The sequence below is a fragment of the Kitasatospora sp. NPDC001175 genome (assembly GCF_053598215.1).
In genome coordinates this window covers 114,855-133,465 of the sequence record NZ_JBSFJU010000019.1, presented here as the reverse complement: position 1 = coordinate 133,465, position 18,611 = coordinate 114,855, and the positions used below count along the sequence as shown (strand labels likewise).

The following is an 18,611-nucleotide window of genomic DNA, read 5'->3' as shown; positions in this document are numbered from 1 at the left end:
GAGCTCGTCGTCCGGACCGTCCAGCTGGATCCGGCGGTGCAGGTCGGAGGAGACCACCTCGCGCGCGGTCCGGGTGATCCGCCCCAGCGGACGCAGCACCCGGCCGGCCATCGCGTAGCCGGCCATGAAGGCGATCACCGCCAGGCACACCAGCACCGTGAGCGACTTGCGCAGCAGCACGGTCAGGGCCGCGTTGGACTTGAGCTCCTGCATCTGGACCAGTTGGTCGTTGAACTGCTGGGAGGTCATCACCCGGCCGTTGACGGTGGCGCCGCCCTGGTCGAAGCCGAAGGTCGGCAACAGGGCGTCGTGGAAGGCCTGCCGAACGAAGAAGTACATCAGCACCAGCAGGACCACGCCCGCCATCAGGAACATCCCGCCGTACAGCAGGGTGAGCCTGATCCGGATCGTGGGCCGCAGCTGGAACCAGCTGAGCAGTCCGTCGCCGGGGGTGTAGGGGGCGAACTGCTCGGGCCTGCGGGCGGGCTGCTCCGCGGAGGCGGCCGGCGAGTGGGCCGGCTTGGGGGGGACCCGGACCGGGCCGCCGGCGGGCGTGCCGGGGGCCCCGCCGGTGGGGGGCGGCGGGGTGGTCATGACTGTCCTCTCCGGGATCTGCGCTGTGCGGTCGTACGGGGGTGGGGCCGGTCGGCTCAGATCCGGTAGCCGGAGCCGGGCACGGTGACGATCACCGGCGGATCGCCGAGCTTGCGGCGCAGGGTCATCACGGTGACCCGTACGACGTTGGTGAACGGGTCGGTGTGCTCGTCCCAGGCCTTCTCCAGCAGCTGCTCCGCCGAGACGACCGCGCCGCCGGCCCGCATCAGGACCTCCAGCACGGCGAACTCCTTGGGTGCGAGCTGGACGGTCTTGCCGTCCCTCAGCACCTCGCGGCGGCCGGGGTCGAGCGTGATGCCGGCCCGCTCAAGGATCGGCGGCAGCGGGACGGTCGCGCGGCGGCCGAGTGCCCGCACCCGAGCGACGAGTTCGCTGAAGGCGAACGGCTTGGGCAGGTAGTCGTCGGCGCCGATCTCCAGGCCCTCGACCCGGTCGCTGATGTCGCCGGAAGCGGTCAGCATGATCACCCGGGTGGCGAGGCCCTGTTCGACGACGCTGCGGCAGACGTCGTCGCCGTGGACCAGCGGGAGGTCGCGGTCGAGTACGACGACGTCGTAGTCGTTGATCGCGATGCGCTGGAGCGCGGCCTCACCGTCGTACACCACGTCCACGGCCATCGCCTCGCGGCGCAGGCCGGTCGCGACGGCTTCGGCGAGCAGCTGCTCGTCCTCCACGACGAGTACCCGCACGATGGTTGTCCCTTCTTTCCTGAGCGGCCCCGCCGTGGCCCGCCCGTTCGGGCCTCCTGGCGCCGGGCGCGGAGCCGACACGTCCGGAGCCCGGGCTCGTCATCGGCCCGGGAGCCGGCACACGGATCCGACGGTGTTCCCATCCTGCCTGGTCGGCCGGTAAAGCAGCGGTAAGCGGCCGGCTCCGGGGCGCCCGGGCGGCTTGAAACAGCAGGGTCCCCTGCCGATTGGACTGTGACGCGGGCAACTTTCTCGGATCGTGAGGTTTCCCGCCTTCACCCGTGGGGAGGACAAGCTTCACACCCGCGATCGGGCCGAACGCCGGTCGCGACCACCACCACCCGCCGTGCGTTCATCCGCACCGGCTCAGGGGACTCGGTGTCACCGGGAGCGGCTTCGAGGCCGTCTCCGCGCCCGACCGGAGAGCAGCCGCCGGCTGGGGCGTATCCGTTGACCGCCGTCCTCCCCGACGCCGGGGAACGCCGGACCGTGCCCGTCCGACACAGCAAGGGGGCTCGTATGGACGCCTTCACCGCCGGAATCCTGCAGCGCATAAAGAACACCGAACAGGACCTGCACCGCGCCCTGGAGGCCGGTGACGACTTCCTCGCCGAGGTCGAGCAGTCGGAGCTGGACGATCTGCGCCGGCTCGCCGCCGAGCACGGCATCGACCCGGTCCGCGAGATCCACCGCTCCGCCGCCTGAGCCGGCCGCTACCGGTCGCCGCGCACTCGCACCACCCGCCCCGGGAGCCCTCCCAGGCAGCTGAAGGCCAGGCCCTGGCACCGCTCGGTGTGCCAGGGCCTTTCGCCTGCCCGTGTCAGCGCGTTTGCCCGTGCCACCGGCCCGGTCCGTTCACCCGGGCGTCACCTTGGCGCCGTGCGTCCGCCGGGCCGGGTCCTGGGGCCCAGAGCCCCTCGGGGAGTGCCACGGCAGGTCAGTCGTGCCAGGCGCCGAGGGCGTCCAGCCGGGACTGGAGCCGTTCGAAGACCCCGGGCGGCGCGGCGACGGCGAGGTCTCCGTCCGGCTCCTCGCCCGGACGTCCGCCGGCCAGGGCCCCGGCCTCGCGGGCGATCAGCATCCCAGCGGCCATGTCCCAGGGCTTCAGTCCGCGCTCGTAGAAGGCGTCCAGCCGGCCGGCCGCCAGGTCGCAGAGGTCGACGGCCGCGGCGCCGGCCCGCCGGATGTCACGCACCTCGGGCATCAGCGCCAGCAGCACCTGCGCCTGGTGGGCGCGCACCTCGCGGACGTAGTTGAAACCGGTGCCGACCAACGCCTGGCCCCACGGCGGAGCCGGACGGCAGGAGATCGGCCGGCCGTCGAGGCGGGCCCCGCCGCCGAGCACCGCCTGGAAGAGCTCGCCCCTGGCCGGCACCGCCACCACGCCGACCACCGCCCTCCCGTCCAGCTCGGCGGCCACGCTGACCCCCCAGGAGGGCAGTCCGTACAGGTAGTTGACCGTTCCGTCGAGCGGGTCGACCACCCAGCGCACCCCGCTGCTGCCGGGGTGGTCGGCGCCCTCCTCGCCGAGGTAGCCGTCCTCAGGACGGCGTCGGCCGATCAGCTCCAGGATCAGCTTCTCGGAGGCGAGGTCCATCTCGGTGACCACGTCCACGGGGCTGCTCTTGGTCGCGGCGACGCCGAGGTCGGCGGGGCGGCCGTCGCGGAGCAGGTCCCCCGCACGGGTGGCCGCGTCAACGGCGACGTCGAGGAGTTCGGCGAGCAGCTCGGGGTTGGGCATGGGGTTCCTTCCAGTCCTGGGCGGCGGGCGCCCGGGGGGCGGGCGTCAGATCTCGGCCGCCGCACGGCGCGGGGCGCGCGGGTTGGGGCAGCAGGCGACGGCGCACACGTCGTGGCTGGGGCCGAGCCCGCCGAGGGCGCGGCGTTCGACCGGCAGGCCGCGCTCGACGGCGGCGCGCTCCAGCAGTAGCTCCCGCACGGCCGCCGCGAAGCGGGCGTCGGCACCCACCGTGGCGGCCCGGGCCACCGGCAGGCCGAGTTCGGCGGCCTTGGCGACGGCCTCGGTGTCGAGGTCGTACTTGACCTCCATGTGGTCGGAGACGAAGCCGATCGGCACCATCACGGCCGCCGGGACGCCCGCCGTGTGCAGGCTCTCCAGGTGGTCGCAGATGTCCGGTTCCAGCCACGGGACGTGCGGGGCGCCACTGCGGCTCTGGTACACCAGCTCCCAGGGGCGGTCGGCCACCCCGGTGGCCTCCTCGACTGCGGCGGCGATCAGCCGGGCGACGTCCAGGTGCTGGGCGACGTACGCGCCGCCGGGCCGGCCGCGTGCGGGGTCTTGGGGGGCGCCGGAGGTCTCGGCCATCGCTTCCGGGATGGAGTGGGTGGTGAAGGCCAGGTGCGCCCGGTCGCGGACCGCCGTGGGCAGCTCGGCGAGCGCCGCCAGGGTGGCGTCGATCATCGGCTGGACGAAACCCGGGTGGTTGTAGAAGTGCCGCAGCTTGTCGACGCGCAGCTCGGGCAGGCCTTCCTCGGCCAGGGTGGCGAGGGCGTCGGCGAGGTTCTCGCGGTACTGCCGGCAGCCGGAGTACCCGGCGTACGCGCTGGTGGCGAGGACGGCGATCCGGCGGTGGCCGTCGCTCGCCATCTCCCGCAGGGTGTCGACCAGGTAGGGCGCCCAGTTTCGGTTGCCCCAGTACACCGGCAGGTCCAGACCGTGCCCGGAGAAGTCCTCGCGCAGCGCGGCGAGCAGTTCGCGGTTCTGCTCGTTGATCGGGCTGACCCCGCCGAACAGGAAGTAGTGCTTGCCGACCTCGGCGAGACGCTCCTTGGGGATGCCCCGGCCGCGGGTGACGTTCTCCAGGAACGGCACCACGTCCTCGGGGCCCTCGGGGCCGCCGAAGGAGAGCAGGAGCAGCGCGTCGTAGGGCGCAGGGTCGGTGAGGGTGCGCGAGTCGGGCATGGCACCGATCCTCCCACCACCGTCCCGTCACCCGGCGGCAGGTCCGCCGGCGGGTAATCGCTTGCCACCGTTCGTAAGCTGTCTAGTCGAGACTCGTTCCTTACCCCCACTCCAGCGGAGCCCTGCGTGCTGTCCAGCTACCGCCAGATATTCGCCACTCCGGGCACTCGGGCCTTCTCCTCCTCGGGTCTGATCGCCAGGCTGCCGATCTCGATGACCGGGATCGGCATCGTCACCATGCTGTCCCAGCTCCGCGGCTCCTACGGGATCGCCGGTGCGGTCTCCGCCGTCCTGGCTCTGTCGGCGGCGGTGCTCGGCCCGCAGGTCTCCCGGCTGGTCGACCGCTACGGGCAGCGCCGGGTGTCCCTGCCCGCCACCGGGCTGACGGTGGTCGCCGCGGTCGCGCTGCTGCTCTGCGCGCGCACGGGGGCTCCGGACTGGACGCTGTTCGCGGCCGCCGCGGGGATGGGCGTGATGCCCAGTACCGGTTCGATGGTCCGGGCCCGGTGGGCCCACCTGTACAGCGGCGAGCCGCCCAAGCTGCACACCGCGTACTCGTTCGAGGCCGTGGTGGACGAGATCTGCTTCATCGTCGGCCCGATCCTCTCGATCGGCCTGGCCACCTCGGTCTTCCCCGAGGCGGGCGTGCTGCTGGCCGGGGTCTTCCTGGTCACCGGGGTGGTGCTGTTCACCTCGCAGCGCCGCACCGAGCCGCCGGTGCACCCGGCCACCCACCACTCGGGCCGGTCGGCGCTCTTCTCGCCCGGGCTCGAGGTGCTGGTGCTGACCTTCGTGGCCACCGGTGCGATCTTCGGCTCGGTCGAGGTGGTGACCGTGGCCTTCGCCCAGGAGCAGGGGCACAAGGCGATGTCCAGCCTCGTGCTCGCGGTGTACGCACTGGGCTCCGGCCTGGCCGGGGTGGTCTTCGGGACGCTGAAGCTCAACGGTTCGCCAGCCGGCCGCTTCCTCGGCGGGGTCGTCCTGATGGCGGTCAGCATGGTGGCACCGCTGCTGGCCGCCGAGTGGCTGCACGGCACCGCCGGCTTGGTCGCGGTCGGCACCGCGCTGTTCCTGGCCGGGATCGCCATCTCACCGACCCTGATCACGGCCATGGCCCTGGTCGAACGGCTTGTTCCGGCCAACCAGCTGACCGAGGGCATGACCTGGACCACCACCGGACTCGCGCTGGGCGCCGCCCTCGGATCCTCGGTCGCGGGCTGGACGGTGGACGCCGCGGGCGCCCCGGCCGGCTACTGGGTGCCGGCCGGGGCCGGTCTCTTCGGTGCCCTCACCGCCCTCGCCGGACTGCACCGCCTGCGCTCGGGCCTGACCACGGCCGCCGTGCCGGCCGCCGGCGAGGTCGCCCTCCAACGCTGAACGCCGCCGCCCGGGGCGCGGCGGACCGCACAGCCCGGTGGCGATCCGAGCACGCGGCGCCGCCCCGATCCGCACGACCGTCCGCACGCCGGGGGCCGCGACCCCCTGGTTCGGTCCGCTCCATGGACCTTGGTAGGGCCAGTGGCTACGCTCCCCGTACTCAGTGGTAGGACGTGCTCGGGGCGCAGCCGTCCCGGCACCGGAGCAGGAGGCAGCCGTATGCCGCAGGCCAGTACCACCCGCTGGAGCAACTGGGCCGGCAACCAGAGCGCCCGCCCCAGCCGGGTGGTCTCCCCGGCCTCGACCGCCGAGCTGGCGAAGGAAGTCCTGCGGGCCGCCGATGAGGGCCGGACGGTCAAGGCGGTCGGTGCGGGCCACTCGTTCACCGCGATCGCCTCGGCCGGGGACGGTGTCCTCGTCCGGCCCACCGGGCTGACCGCGGTACGGGAGCTGGACCGCACGGCCGGGACGGTCACCGTGGAGTCCGGCCTGCCGCTCTCCGCCCTCAACCAGCTGCTCGCCTCGGCCGGCCTCTCACTCACCAACATGGGCGACATCGAGGTCCAGACCGTCGCCGGCGCCACCAGCACCGGCACCCACGGCACCGGCCGCGACTCCGGTTCACTGGCCGCCCAGGTGAGGGCGCTGGAGATCGTGCTGGCCGACGGCACCGTCCGGACCTGCTCGCCGACCGAGGACCCCGAACTGTTCCAGGGCGCCCGGCTGGGCCTGGGCGCGCTCGGCGTGGTCAGCGCACTCACCTTCGGCGTCGAACCGGCCTTCCTGCTCACCGCGCACGAGCAGCCGATGCGCTTCGACCGGGTGCTGGACCGCTTCGAGGAGTTCGCGACCGTCAACGAGCACTTCGAGTTCTACTGGTTCCCGCACACCGAGCTCTGCTCGACCAAGCGCAACAACCGCAGCCAGGGCCGGGCCCGGCCGCTGCCGCCGTTCAAGTCCTGGCTGGAGGACGACTTCCTCTCCAACACCGTCTGGGAGGGCGCCTGCCGGATCGGCCGGACCTTCCCCGCCGCCGTCCCCGCCATCGCCCAGCTCGCCGGCCGGGCCTGGTCGGAGCGGACCTACACCGACCTCGCGTACAAGGTGTTCACCAGTCCCCGCAGGGTGCGCTTCGTCGAGATGGAGTACGCCGTGCCGCGCGAGGCGGCCACCACCGTGCTGCGCGAGCTGAAGGCGCTGGTCGAGCGTTCGAACTGGCGGATCAGCTTCCCGGTCGAGGTGCGGATCGCGCCCGCCGACGACCTCTGGCTCTCCACCGCGAGCGGCCGGGACACCGTCTACATCGCCGTCCACCTCTACCGGGGCACCCCCGAGCAGGGCTACTTCACCGAGGTCGAGCGACTGATGACCGCCCACCAGGGCCGCCCGCACTGGGGCAAGCTGCACACCAGGGACGCCGAGTACCTCGCCTCGGTCTACCCGCGCTTCGGCGAGTTCACCGCGCTGCGCGACCGGCTCGATCCCGGCCGGCTGTTCGCCAACCCCTACCTGCGCCGGGTGCTCGGCGAGTAGCGCTCAGGGGGTCGGGGCGGCTGTCCCGGCTCCCCGGTCGCGCTGGCCGGCACCGTCGTCCGTGCCCGTACCCGTGGTGGTGCCGGAGCTCGGGCTCGGTGCCGGCGGCGTGCTCGGCTCGGCGGTCGGCGAGGAGGACGGCGAGCCGCTCGGGGCCGGGGAAGGCGTGGCCGAGGGCGAGTGCCGTCCGCTCGGCGTCGCGCCCGGGCTGTCGGCCGGCGCGCCGGAGGGCGCGGCCGAGGGGTCGGCGGTGCCGCCGGCCGAGGGGCGGTCGGCGGGCACGGACGGTGCAGGCCTGCGGCCCGGGTTGAGGGAGGTACCGGAGGAGTGGCCGTCGCCGGTGACGATGGAGTGCATCGGCTTGTCCGCGATCAGCTCCACCGCCAGGATCGGCGTCATCGCCAGGACGAAGACCAGTCCGGAGACCACCGAGTACGTCCGCCAGGTCCAGCGCCGCCTGGCCCGGACGGTCTGCGGGGCGTTCCACTCCGGGGCGTTCCACTCCGGGGAGATCTCCGCCGGCTCGCCCGCCGGTACCTGCCGGAGGCGGTTGACGGTTGCGCCGGGTCCCCGGTCGACCGCGCTGCGCAGTTGCTCGCCGGTCCGCTTGAACAGGTGCTGGAAGAGCGCACCCCCGGTGGTCGCGCCGGTGCTGACCACCGCCGCGCCGAGGATCGTGCCGTACACGCCGAGTTCCGAGGCGAGCACCGCGCCGACCACCGCGGCCAGGGCGCTGGCTGCGACCTGAGCCACAGTCAGATCGATCCGTGCACGTCCGGTCGCCGGTGGCTCGGCGGTCTGCGGCCCGCCCTGCCCGCGCTGCTGCGGCATCAACATCCCTCGGTCGGCACGACTCGACATCGACAAGTCCCTCCATCTTGCACAAAGAAGGACACAAGGGGCGAAAATCTGGTTCTCAGCGGTCGATATATGTGAAGATGATCACCGTCCGCTGATCGGCGGTCGGCCATTGGAGTGCCCGCCCTTGAGATTCCCGTGAATCGCGGGAGACTTGAGCGGCGTGCCGCCCCTGTGGATGCCACGAATGGAGTACTGTTCGTGGGGCCTGAGCCTTTCGTCGACCTGTCGACACTCCGTCAGACGGCGACCGGGGCATACGGGCGCGACGTCGACCGGCGACGTGGCAACAGGCAACCGTGCCATAAGGGCGGGTCCGGGCGAAAGCACGACACGCCGAGTAACTCAGCAAGGTTGTGGCCACTCGCGAGTGGGCAGGCCACACTCAGTACGGGAGCAGCGACGCAGGTGACGTCGGCAGGCACCACCCGGGAGGTAACCGTGCCCGAACTGCGGGTTGTGGCCGTCAGCAACGACGGCACACGGCTGGTGCTCAAGGCTGCCGACAGCACGGAGTACACCCTTCCCATCGACGAGCGGCTGCGCGCCGCCATCCGCGGGGACCGGCCGCGCCTCGGCCAGATCGAGATCGAGGTCGAGAGCCACCTGCGGCCCAGGGACATCCAGGCGCGGATACGAGCCGGTGCCTCCGCTGAGGAGGTCGCCCAGGCGGCGGGCATCTCGGTGGACCGGGTGCGGCGCTTCGAGGGGCCGGTGCTGGCCGAGCGCGCCTTCATGGCCGAGCGGGCCCGCAAGACCGCGATCCGCCGCCACGGCGAGCCCACCGGGCCACAGCTCGGCGAGGCCGTCGCCGAGCGCCTGGCGCTGCGGGCGGCGGAGAAGGACACCGAGCGGTGGGACTCCTGGCGCCGCGACGACGGCACCTGGGAGGTCATCCTCTACTACCGGTCCGACGGCGAGGGCCGCAGCGCGAGCTGGACCTATGACCCGCCGCGCCGCCTGGTGCAGCCGAACGACGACGAAGCCCGATCGCTGATCGGCGAGAGCGTCGAGCGCGAGGAGGACTCGGTCTTCCCGTTCATCCCGCGGATCGCCCGGCTCCCGCAGGACCGGCCGGCCCGCCCGATGATCGAGCGTCCCTCGGCGGACCGGATCATGTCGGGCCGCGAGGTCCGCGAGGCCACGGCCGACGGCCGGGACTCGCTGACCAGCCTGCTGGACGTGGTGCCCGCGTTCCGCGGCGAACTCACCGTTCCGGCCGTGGAGCCGGTCCAGGTGGAGGAGGCCGAGGAGGCGGAGGAGCATGCCGCCCCGGCGGCCAGCGTCGGCGCGGGGTCGGCCTACGCGGACATCCTGATGCCGCGCGCGGTCTCCCCGCACCGCGAACGGCTGGTGGGCACCACGGACCGCCAGGCCGAGGCGGACGGCGTCCGTCCGGGCCGACGGGCCACCGTGCCGAGCTGGGACGAGATCGTCTTCGGCAGTCGTCGCAAGAAGCAGGACTGAGGCAGTAGCCCCCGTCGCCTCGTCCCGCACGGAACGACGATCCGTGCGGGACGAGGGCACGGGCTTTCTTCACACCGGGCGCGGCTTCCGGGGGCACGCGGTCCCGCGCCCTGGGTCGTGCCCGGCCGGTCAGCCGGGGAGGGGGCCGGTGGCCGCCGGGTTGTCCGGGTCGCCGGACCACTCGCTCCAGGACCCCGGGTAGAGCGTGGCCCGGAAGCCCGCCACCTCGAGGGCCAACAGTTCGTGCGAGGCCGTCACCCCCGAGCCGCAGTAGACCCCGGTCTCGCGCTCGCCCACGCCCAGCGAGCGGAAGCGTTCGGCGAGCGCGGCGGCGGGCAGGAAGCGTCCGTCGGGGCCGACGTTCTCCGTGGTGGGGGCGCTCACCGCGCCCGGGATGTGCCCGGCGCGCGGGTCGACCGGCTCGACCTCGCCCCGGTAGCGCTCGCCGGCCCGGGCGTCGAGCAGCAGTCCGGTGCGGGCCAGTGCGGCGGCCTGCCGGGCGTCCAGGACGGGCAGTTGGCCGGGGGCGGGCTTGAAGTCGCCCTCCCGGGCCGGGGTTTGCCCGGTGCTCTCGGGCAGGCCGGCGGCGCGCCAGGCGGCCAGGCCGCCGTCCAGTACCCGGACGTCCCGGTGGCCGGCCCAGCGCAGCAGCCACCAGGCGCGGGCGGCCGAAGTCGCGGGCCCGGCGTCGTAGACCACCACCGGACGGTCGGCGCTCACGCCGGCCCGGCGCACGGCCGCGCCGAACACCTCGGGATCGGGCAGCGGATGGCGGCCGGCGGTGCCCGGAGGCGCGGCCAACTCGTCGTCCAGATCGACGTACTGGGCGCCCGGCAGGTGCCCGACCGCGAACTCATCGGCGCCGGGCGGGCCGCCGAGCTGCCAGCGGACGTCGAGCAGGACCGGCGGGTCCGCGGAGTCGAGGGCCGTCGCCAACTCGCCGACGGAGATCAGCGGAGAGGTGCCGAGCGGGCGCTCCTGGTCCAAGCCATCAGTGGGTTCGGCTGTCATGCAGCCATTGTGACCCGCGCGACTCCGCTCTTTGTACGGTCTTTGCCTACTCACGCCGCGCGGTCAGCCGATTGCGGCGGGCAAAAGGTGGAACGATCACCGTGGGACGCGCGGCGGCCCCGCCGACCGCCCCCGGCGAGGAGGTACGCGATGACTGCGGTGACGGTGCGGTTGGCCCAGGGAACGCCCTGCTGGGTGAGCCTGATGACCAGCGACCACCAGGGGGCCACGGCCTTCTACGGAGCCCTGCTGGACTGGGAGTTCACGCCGGGCCCGATCCATCTCGGCTCCTACGCGCGGGCCACCCTGCACGGTGCCAAGGTCGCCGGAATCGGTGTCACTCCTCCCGGTCCCGGCCGCCCCGTGGAATGGACGACGTACTTCGCGGTGGACGACGCCGACCTGGTCTCGCAGCGGATCCGCGAGTGCGGCGGCACGGTCGCGGTCGGGCCGTTGCAGGCCGAGCGGGCCGGACGGCTGGCGATCGCCGCCGATGTGTGGGGTGCGGTGTTCGGCCTCTGGCAGGGCGAGGAGCACCTCGGCTGGGAGGTGGTGGACGAGCCCGGCGCGCCCGCCTGGAGCGAACTGCTCACCGCTGACGAGCAGTCGGCCACCGCGTTCTACCGCCTGGTGTTCGGGCCGAGCGTGCCGCAGCAGCAGGCGGTGGCAGCGATGGCGGACATCCGGCACAGCACCGATCTCAGGGACGGTCCGCCGCGGTGGCGGGTGCACTTCGCGGTCACCGACGTCGAGTTGACGGCAGCTCAGGCCGTGGCACTGGGCGGTTCGGTGCTGGTGGCCCCGCACGACGGACCGGCCGGGCGGGTGGCCAGGCTGGCCGACCCGCAGGGCGGGCGCTTCTCGGTCGTCCAACTCCCCTGACCGACCGGACGCGGCCCGGGCGGGCCGTGCGACCGGCCCGCCACCGGGGCACCGCTCCCCGTCGTACCCGGGGAACCGCCTGCGCCCCCTGACTTCAGGCGCGCTGCTCCTCGAAGGGGAGGACGTCCGGGGAGAGGACCGAGGTGCGGGCGGCCGCGGCGGTGAGGCGGCGTCGGTGGTGGCGGCGGCAGAGCACCTCGTAGCCGACCTCGCTCTCGCTGACGGCGATGTCGCCGACCACGACCTGTGCACCCTCGACCACCATCACGCCGCCGACGGTTCGGGCGTTGTGGGTGGCCCGGGCGCCGCACCAGCAGAGTGCCTCGACCTGGAGGATCTCCACCCGGTCGGCGAGCTCGATCAGGCGCTGGGAGCCGGGGAAGAGCTTGGTGCGGAAGTCGGTGGTGATCCCGAAGGTGAACACGTCGATGCCCAACTCGTCGACCACACGGGCGAGTTGGTCGACCTGCTCGGCGGCGTAGAAGTTGGCCTCGTCGCAGATCAGATAGTCGACCTTGCCGCCCGCCGAGAGCAGCTGGACCACGTAGGCGTGGAAGTCGAAGTCCTCGGTGACCTCGACGGCGTCGGCACGCAGGCCCAGGCGGCTGGAGATGGTGGAGGCGCCAGCCCGGTCATGGCGGGAGAAGATGATCCCCTTGCGGCCGCGGGCGGCGTGGTTGTGGTCGAGCTGGAGGGCGAGCGTCGACTTGCCGCAGTCCATCGTGCCGGAGAAGAACACCAGGTCAGCCATGGGTGGAGCGGAGGCCTTTCGGAAGACTACGGGTGGGGGCGGTTCAGGCGCGGACTTCGAGCAGCGGCACCAGCTGCTCCACCGGGGTCATCGAGCCGTGCAGGCCGATCATCGAGGACTCGCCGGGCTCGGTGCGGGAGGCGATCACCGCGATGTCGTCCCGGGCCGCGGCGACCACGTCGCCGATCCGATGGTAGACCCGGTCGTCGACCACCGGGCCGAACCAGCCATTGGCTATCGCCTCGTCCCGGCCGGCCACCCACATCCGGTCACCGAGCACCTCGCTCCAGACCGTGAGCACGTCGTCGGCCGCGCCGGGCACCGCGTAGACGTGCCGGGCCCGGCCCTCGCCGCCGAGCAGGGCGACGCCCGCGCTGAGCTCCCAGTCCTCGTCGAAGTCGATCCGGTTCTCCGGGACGATGTCGATCATGCCGTGGTCGGCCGTGACGTACAGCGCGGAGCGCGGCGGGAGTTGTTCGGCGAGCCGCTGGACGAGGCGGTCCACGGTGTTCAGGGTCAGGCGCCACTCGTCGGAGTCGACCCCGTAGCGGTGGCCCGCGGCGTCGAGTTCGCTGACGTAGGTGTAGACGAGGGCCCGGTCGTGCTCGGCCAGCCACCGGGCGGAGACGTCCATCCGCTCCTCGGCGGTGGTGCGGCCGAGGAAGGTGCCGCCGGAGAGCGCGACCCGGGTGAGCGGGGTCTGCGCGAACAGCGGGGAGGAGACCTGGCAGGTCGCCACCCCGGCCGCGTCGGCCTGCTCGAAAACGGTCGGGTACGGCTGCCAGTCGCCCGGCTCGACGTACGGCTGCCAGCGGAGCTGGTTCATCAGATGACCGGCGCCGGGCACCGCCACGGTGTAGCCGGCCAGCCCGTGCACACCGGGGGTGAGGCCGGTGCCGACCGAGGCCAGCGAGGTGGCGGTGGTGGACGGGAACCCGGCGGTGATCGGCCGACCGCCCGCCATCAGCGAGTTGAGGAACGGCGCCCACTCGGGGTGACGCCCGATCAGCTCCCAGCCCATGCCGTCGACCAGGAACACGCAGACCCGGTCGGCCGGGACCAGCGGCAGCCCGCTCCGGAAACCGGGTACGCCGAGCCCGGCCGCCACGGCGGGCAGCAGGTCGGCCAGCGAACCGTGCCCGTACGCCGGTACGGGGGCGCCGGAGGGGTCGAGGATCTCGAAGGAGTCGTAGTCCAGGTGCGACATGGGTGACGTGCGCCTCAGGCCCGGTTGGCGATGGTCGCCTCGGACAGGGCGCGCGCGAAGATCAGGGCCTGGGCCACCGTCTCCGGGCCGTCCCCGGCCTCGCTGACCCGCAGCGACAGGTCGTCGGCGGTGGCCGAGCCGGTGTAGCCGTGGTCGGCCTCGCAGTTGGGGTCGGAGCAGCCGGCCGGCTCCAGGTCGAGCCGCTGGACGGCGCCCCAGCCGATGGTCAGCACCACCTCGCGGGGCATCGTGCCGGGCGTGTACGTCTCGGGGTTGGCCACCATGCGGCTGAGCACCACGGAGTTGATCCGGTCGATCCGGACGCACTCGGTGGAGGTGGTGGCGTAGGGCACCGGGCTGGTGGCGTCGCCGGACTGTTCGTCGGTGTGGCTGACCACGAACCTGGACGGGGTGAGCACCAGCACCGTCACGTGCCGGCGCACCTCGTTGGCGTCGAAGGTGGTCTCCTGGTGCACCAGGTACGAGGTGATCGGCTCGGGACCCACCGCGGCCTCGACGGCCTCGGACACCAGGGCGGGGTAGTAACCGCTGCGCTCGATCGCTGAGCGCAGGTCCTGCGTGGTGGTGGTACCGGTCTTCGCCATAGCTCCATCCTGGCATGTCCCGCCGACGAGGCGGTCGGCACTGAGCCGAGCGATCGGCCTTCCGCGCCCGTGGGAGAACTGGTGGGCGCAACCAAGGAAGGTTACAGGGTGCTCATGGCTCGCGGGCCCAGATCGGTGCGGACGGGGAGCGGGGCGATCCGCACGCACGCCTCCAGGACCGCAAGGCCGTGCGGGGCGACGACCACGGGTTCGAGATCCACCGAGGCGACTTCGGGAAGGTCGTCGACCAGCCGGGAGACCCGCAGCAGCAGTTCCTCCAGCGCGTCGGTGTCCACCGGCACCGCGCCGCGCCAGCCGAACAGCAGCGGAGCGGCGCGGACCTCGCGGATCAGCGAGGCGACGTCCTGGTCGGTGGCCGGGATCAACCGGTGGGCGACGTCGCCCAGCAGTTCGGCCGGGGCCCCGGCCAGTCCGAAGGAGAGGATCGCGCCGACCGCCGGGTCCACCGTGGCGCCGATCACGGTGTCCACACCGCGCGGGGCGAGCCGCTGCACCACCGGGCGGACCGTCTCGGCACCACCGAGCAGCGCGTCCAGTTCGTGGTAGGCGCGGCGCAGCCCCGGCTCGCCGGTCAGGTCGAGCCGGACGCTGCCGAGGTCGGGGCGGTGGCGCAGGTGCTCGGCGGTGGCCTTGAGCGCGACCGGGTAGCCGAGGGCGGCGGCGGCCAGGGCGGCGCTCTCCTCGTCGGGCGCGGGCAGTGTCGGCACGACGTCGATGCCGTAGTGGGCGAGCAGTGCGGCGGCCTGGTCGTCGGGGAGCGTGATCCGCGCGGGGCCGGCCTGGGTGGGAGCGGAGGTGCGGCGCGCGGGGCCCCGGCCGGCGACGCGGGACGGTTCGGCGGTGGCACCGGTCCGCAGCGCCTCGGCGATCAGCACGCGGGCCCCGGCCTCGTCGATCCGGTCGAACTCGGGTACCCGGGCGGTCTGCTCGGCCTCCGCGGTGCGGCGGCGCCACTGGGTGTAGTGGACGGCCTGGGTGAGCGCCGTCACGGCCCGCTCCGGCCGCGGGTAGGCCGGGATGCCCACCAGCCGCAGCCGCCGCGGCAGTTCGGTCAGCGCCAGGTGTACCAGCAGCAGCGGCTTGCCCAACTCGGCCGCCCGTGCGCCCGCTTCGGTGATCCCCTCGGCGAACTCCGGCTCGTCGGCACCCGAATCGGGGCTGATCGCGGTCTGCGCGGCGATCGGCGGGATGGCGACGGCGACCACCGCGTCCACGTCCGGGTCGGCCAGCGCGGTCTCCAGCGCGATCCGGAAGTTCTCCCCGGTGGCGGCGGTGGTGAGGTCAACCGGGGTGCGCGGGCGCAGCCCGGCGCTCAGGCAGGCGTCATAGGTGACCAGGCCGAGCGAGTCGGAGTTGCCGACCACGGCCACCCGGTCGCCGGCCGGGAGAGGCTGGGCGGCGAGCAGTTCGCCGGTGTCCAACAGTTCGGTGATGGTGCCCACCCGGAGCACCCCGGCCTGCTGGAAGAGCGCGTCCACCGTGGCGTCCCGCAGTCCGCCGGCGGCAGGCTGGACGGCGTGCCCGGGCGGCAGGCTGCCGGTGTGCCGGGCTCCCTTGATCACCACCACCGGCTTGCTCTGGGCCAGCCGGCGGGCGATCCGGGTGAACTTTCGCGGGTTGCCGAAGGACTCCAGGTAGAGCAGCACCACCTCGGTGGCCGGGTCCTCCTCCCAGTACTGCAGCCAGTCGTTGCCCGAGACGTCCGCCCGATTGCCGACCGAGGCGAAGGAGGAGATGCCCATGCCCCGGCGGTGGGCGGCCTCCAGCAGCCCCACCCCGATCGCCCCGGACTGGCAGAACAGTCCGAACGGACCGCGCGCGGGCAGCATGGGGGCCAGCGAGGCGTTGAGCGGGTGAGCGGGGTCGGTGTTGAGCAGGCCGAAGGCGTTCGGGCCGATCACCCGCATCCCGGCGGCCCGGGCCTGGCGGACCAGCGCGCGCTGGCGGTCGCGGCCCTCCGGGCCCGTCTCGGCGTACCCGGCGGTCACCACCACCAGGCCCTGCACACCGTGCGCGCCGCACTCGGCGACCGCCCCGGGCACGGCCTCCTGGGGCACCGCGATCACCGCCAGATCGACCGGGCCCTCGATCTCCGACAGCGAGCAGTGGGTGGGCACCCCCTCCAGCTCGGTGCCGCGCGGGGCCCTGCGGTTCACCGCGTACACCGGCCCCTGGAAGCCGGCGAGGTTGCGCAGCAGCGCCCGGCCGACCGACTGCGGGTTCCGGGAGACCCCGAGGACGGCCACCGAGCGCGGGGTGAGCAGCCGCTGCACGGACCTGGCCTCGGCGCGGTGCTCGCGGGCCCGCATCACCGCCAGCGAGGCTGCGGTCGGCTCCAGGTCGAACTCCAGGTGGACCACGCCGTCGGCGAAGCTGCGCCGCTGGACGTACCCGGCGTCGGTGAAGACCTTCACCATCTTGCGGTTCTCCGGCAGCACCTCGGCGGTGAACCGGCGGATGCCGCGCTCCTGGGCGACCGCCGCGATGTGCTCCAGCAGCGCGGAGGCCACACCCCGGCCGTGGTGCGCGTCCTGCACCAGGAAGGCCACCTCGGCGTCGGTGCCCGCGGAGGAGGGACGGCCCTCGGAGTCGATCCGGTCGTAGCGGACGGTGGCGATGAAGCGGTCCCTGACCACGGCGGCCAGACCGACCCGGTTGACGTAGTCGTGGTGTGTGAACCGCCTGACGTCCTTGTCGGACAGGCGGGGGTAGGGCGCGAAGAACCGGAAGTACTTCGACTGGTCGGAGACCTGCTCGTAGAACTCCACCAGCCGGTCGGCGTCGGCCGGGGTGATCGGCCGGATCCTGGCGGTGCCGCCGTCGCGCAGCAGGACGTCGGCCTCCCAGTGCTGGGGGTAGCCCTGCCGGTCCTCGGCAGGCCGGGCGGCTGCCTTCGGCTGCTCGGCGCCGGGCCGGGCCGCGTCGGCGGGGGGTTGCGCGCTGGGCGGCTGCGAGGGCCGGGGGTCGTCCACATTCGTCAGGTTATCCGGCGGCGGGCCGCTTGGCTCCGGCCGTACCGGCCCGGCCGGATGGGGCCGAACGGCCCGGGTCGGCACCGGGTGTGTGGTGTGGCGCAGCCGCCGCTGGGCAGTCGTTCACCGGGTCCGCCCGTCGCCGGCCGGGCCCGGACGGCGCGGGTCGGTCTCGGGTCGGTCTCAGGTCCGGGACACCCGGCACGGGAGCATCCCGCGCATGCAACACTGGTCTAGACAACATGGTCACCCAGCACCACCTGAAAGGCACGTCTCATGGCTGAGCGCCGCGTCACCATCGGTTGGGTCGAGGGCCTGCACGCCCGTCCCGCCTCCGTCTTCGTCCGCGCGGCGACCGCCGTCGGTGTGCCGGTCACCATCGCCAAGGAAGGCGGGAACCCGGTGAACGCCGCTTCCATGCTGGCCCTGCTGGGCCTCGGCGCCCAGGGCGGCGACGCGGTCGTGCTCGCCTCCGACGCCGAGGGTGCCGAGGGTGCCCTGGACCGTCTCGCCAAGCTGGTCCAGGAGGGCCTCGACGAGCTGCCCGCCGCCTGATCCGGGCGGCACCGGCGCCCGGGCGTGCCACCGCCGGGCACCGGACCCTTCCGGAGCCCGGCGGCTGCACGCTCTCTCGGGTCCACCACGTTCCTGCGCGGCGGGGCCGACCCCGGTGGTCAGCCCCGCCACCCGGCCGTCCCGTCGGCAGAAACGTTCCGGCAGGTCAGAACACCGACCAGCCCGTCACAGTGGTCAGCGCGTCCAGCGCCGCCACGCCCAGCACCGAGTTCCCCGCCGCATCCAGCCCAGGGCTCCACACGCACACCGCGCCCCGCCCCGGCAGCACCGCCAGCACTCCGCCGCCGACCCCGCTCTTGCCGGGCAGTCCGACCCGGTACGCGAACTCACCTGCCGCGTCGTACGTCCCGCAGGTCAGCAGCACCGCATTGATCCGCTTCGCCTCACTGCGCGTCAGCAGTCGCGAGCCGTCCGCCCGCAGACCGTGCCGGGCCAGGAAGCGTCCGGCCAGCGCCAGGTCCCGGCAGCTCGCCGCGGTCGCGCAGTGCGCGTAGTAGTGGGCCAGCACGCTGTCCACCGGGTTGCGCAGATTGCCGTAACTCGCGATGAAGTGCGCCAGCGCCGCGTTCCGGTGGCCGCTGCGCGCCTCCGAGGCCGCCACCGTGTCATCCGTACCGATGGTCGCGTTCCCCGACTCCGCGCGCAGGAACTCCCGCACCGCACCCGCCGCGTCACCGGTCAGCTCCAGCAGGCGGTCCGTCACCACCAGCGCACCCGCGTTGATGAACGGATTGCGCGGGATACCGGCCTCGGTCTCCAGCTGGACCAGCGAGTTGAACGGGTTGCCCGACGGCTCCCGCCCCACCCGGTGCCACAGGTCGTCGCCGCCCTCCGCCAGCGCCAGCGCCAGCGTGAACAGCTTGGAGACGCTCTGGATCGAGAACGGCTGCTCCCAGTCCCCCGCCCCGTACACCTCACCGTCCATGGTGGCCAGGGCCATCCCGAACGACTCGGGGTTCGCCTCCGCCAACGCAGGTATGTAATCCGCCGGCCGACCTCGCGCGGGAGCCCGGCGGGCCGTCTCCATCACGTCGTGCAACAACTGCTGGTAGTCCACCCAGCCATTCTGCCGGTCCGCCCGGAATCCGGTCCGCCCGGAATGGTGATATTCCTCCCCATCGGTG

Annotated in this window: 17 protein-coding genes; 6 read left to right on the top strand and 11 right to left on the bottom strand. The window is 73.3% G+C overall.

What is annotated here, in order from left to right; translation table 11 throughout:
• Together ACWDAK_RS16840 and ACWDAK_RS16835 are read right to left on the bottom strand one after the other, a co-directional pair.
• Positions 1-594, bottom strand: a 594-nt coding sequence (locus ACWDAK_RS16840; protein ID WP_427393749.1) for a HAMP domain-containing protein, incomplete at its 3' end; no start/stop codon positions are given.
• 56 nt (positions 595-650) lie between these two features.
• The gene (locus ACWDAK_RS16835) at positions 651-1,304 is read right to left on the bottom strand and encodes a response regulator transcription factor (protein ID WP_344638611.1); all 654 of its coding nucleotides are present in this window, start codon (positions 1,302-1,304) and stop codon (positions 651-653) included.
• Positions 1,305-1,823: 519 nt separating this feature from the next.
• Here ACWDAK_RS16835 and ACWDAK_RS16830 point away from each other — a divergent pair.
• The gene (locus ACWDAK_RS16830) at positions 1,824-2,009 is read left to right on the top strand and encodes a hypothetical protein (RefSeq protein WP_344638610.1); all 186 of its coding nucleotides are present in this window, start codon (positions 1,824-1,826) and stop codon (positions 2,007-2,009) included.
• A gap of 232 nt (positions 2,010-2,241) precedes the next feature.
• Here the strand turns inward: ACWDAK_RS16830 and ACWDAK_RS16825 are convergent, their stop codons facing one another.
• Both ACWDAK_RS16825 and ACWDAK_RS16820 read right to left on the bottom strand, forming a co-directional pair.
• Positions 2,242-3,045 (bottom strand): inositol monophosphatase family protein, encoded by an 804-nt coding sequence (locus ACWDAK_RS16825; RefSeq protein ID WP_427393750.1) that lies wholly within the window; start codon positions 3,043-3,045, stop codon positions 2,242-2,244.
• Positions 3,046-3,090: 45 nt separating this feature from the next.
• Positions 3,091-4,227, bottom strand: a complete 1,137-nt coding sequence (locus ACWDAK_RS16820) for a ferrochelatase (RefSeq protein WP_344638608.1) — start codon at positions 4,225-4,227, stop codon at positions 3,091-3,093.
• Positions 4,228-4,353: 126 nt separating this feature from the next.
• On the opposite strand from ACWDAK_RS16820, the gene ACWDAK_RS16815 reads away from it, so the two are divergent.
• Positions 4,354-5,604: an MFS transporter gene (locus ACWDAK_RS16815; RefSeq protein ID WP_427393751.1), complete on the top strand. Its 1,251-nt coding sequence runs from the start codon at positions 4,354-4,356 to the stop codon at positions 5,602-5,604.
• Positions 5,605-5,823: 219 nt separating this feature from the next.
• Complete coding sequence (locus tag ACWDAK_RS16810; protein WP_344638606.1) at positions 5,824-7,137, top strand: D-arabinono-1,4-lactone oxidase; 1,314 nt, start codon at positions 5,824-5,826, stop codon at positions 7,135-7,137.
• A gap of 3 nt (positions 7,138-7,140) precedes the next feature.
• Here the strand turns inward: ACWDAK_RS16810 and ACWDAK_RS16805 are convergent, their stop codons facing one another.
• Positions 7,141-7,890 (bottom strand): hypothetical protein, encoded by a 750-nt coding sequence (locus ACWDAK_RS16805; RefSeq protein ID WP_427393752.1) that lies wholly within the window; start codon positions 7,888-7,890, stop codon positions 7,141-7,143.
• 513 nt (positions 7,891-8,403) lie between these two features.
• Here ACWDAK_RS16805 and sepH point away from each other — a divergent pair.
• Complete coding sequence (sepH, locus tag ACWDAK_RS16800; protein WP_344638604.1) at positions 8,404-9,462, top strand: septation protein SepH; 1,059 nt, start codon at positions 8,404-8,406, stop codon at positions 9,460-9,462.
• A 129-nt stretch (positions 9,463-9,591) separates the two neighbouring features.
• On the opposite strand, the gene ACWDAK_RS16795 is transcribed toward sepH, so the two are convergent.
• A complete protein-coding gene (locus ACWDAK_RS16795) occupies positions 9,592-10,473 on the bottom strand; it encodes a sulfurtransferase (protein WP_344638603.1) in 882 nt (293 codons plus the stop codon).
• 150 nt (positions 10,474-10,623) lie between these two features.
• Between ACWDAK_RS16795 and ACWDAK_RS16790 the strand changes: the two genes are divergently transcribed.
• Positions 10,624-11,355, top strand: a complete 732-nt coding sequence (locus ACWDAK_RS16790; protein WP_344638602.1) for a VOC family protein — start codon at positions 10,624-10,626, stop codon at positions 11,353-11,355.
• Positions 11,356-11,449: 94 nt separating this feature from the next.
• Here ACWDAK_RS16790 and ACWDAK_RS16785 read toward each other — a convergent pair whose 3' ends face one another.
• The 4 genes from ACWDAK_RS16785 to ACWDAK_RS16770 form a co-directional block, all read right to left on the bottom strand.
• Positions 11,450-12,106, bottom strand: a complete 657-nt coding sequence (locus ACWDAK_RS16785) for a thymidine kinase (protein WP_344638601.1) — start codon at positions 12,104-12,106, stop codon at positions 11,450-11,452.
• 43 nt (positions 12,107-12,149) lie between these two features.
• Positions 12,150-13,313, bottom strand: coding sequence for an alkaline phosphatase family protein (locus ACWDAK_RS16780; RefSeq protein ID WP_427393753.1), 1,164 nt, complete (start codon positions 13,311-13,313; stop codon positions 12,150-12,152).
• A gap of 14 nt (positions 13,314-13,327) precedes the next feature.
• Positions 13,328-13,918 (bottom strand): DUF5998 family protein, encoded by a 591-nt coding sequence (locus ACWDAK_RS16775; RefSeq protein WP_344638599.1) that lies wholly within the window; start codon positions 13,916-13,918, stop codon positions 13,328-13,330.
• A 101-nt stretch (positions 13,919-14,019) separates the two neighbouring features.
• The gene (locus ACWDAK_RS16770; protein ID WP_427393777.1) at positions 14,020-16,770 is read right to left on the bottom strand and encodes a bifunctional acetate--CoA ligase family protein/GNAT family N-acetyltransferase; all 2,751 of its coding nucleotides are present in this window, start codon (positions 16,768-16,770) and stop codon (positions 14,020-14,022) included.
• 417 nt (positions 16,771-17,187) lie between these two features.
• Between ACWDAK_RS16770 and ACWDAK_RS16765 the strand changes: the two genes are divergently transcribed.
• A complete protein-coding gene (locus ACWDAK_RS16765) occupies positions 17,188-17,466 on the top strand; it encodes an HPr family phosphocarrier protein (RefSeq protein ID WP_344638598.1) in 279 nt (92 codons plus the stop codon).
• Positions 17,467-17,632: 166 nt separating this feature from the next.
• Here ACWDAK_RS16765 and ACWDAK_RS16760 read toward each other — a convergent pair whose 3' ends face one another.
• Positions 17,633-18,544: a glutaminase gene (locus ACWDAK_RS16760; RefSeq protein ID WP_425557750.1), complete on the bottom strand. Its 912-nt coding sequence runs from the start codon at positions 18,542-18,544 to the stop codon at positions 17,633-17,635.
• Between the last annotated feature and the right edge of the window lie 67 nt (positions 18,545-18,611).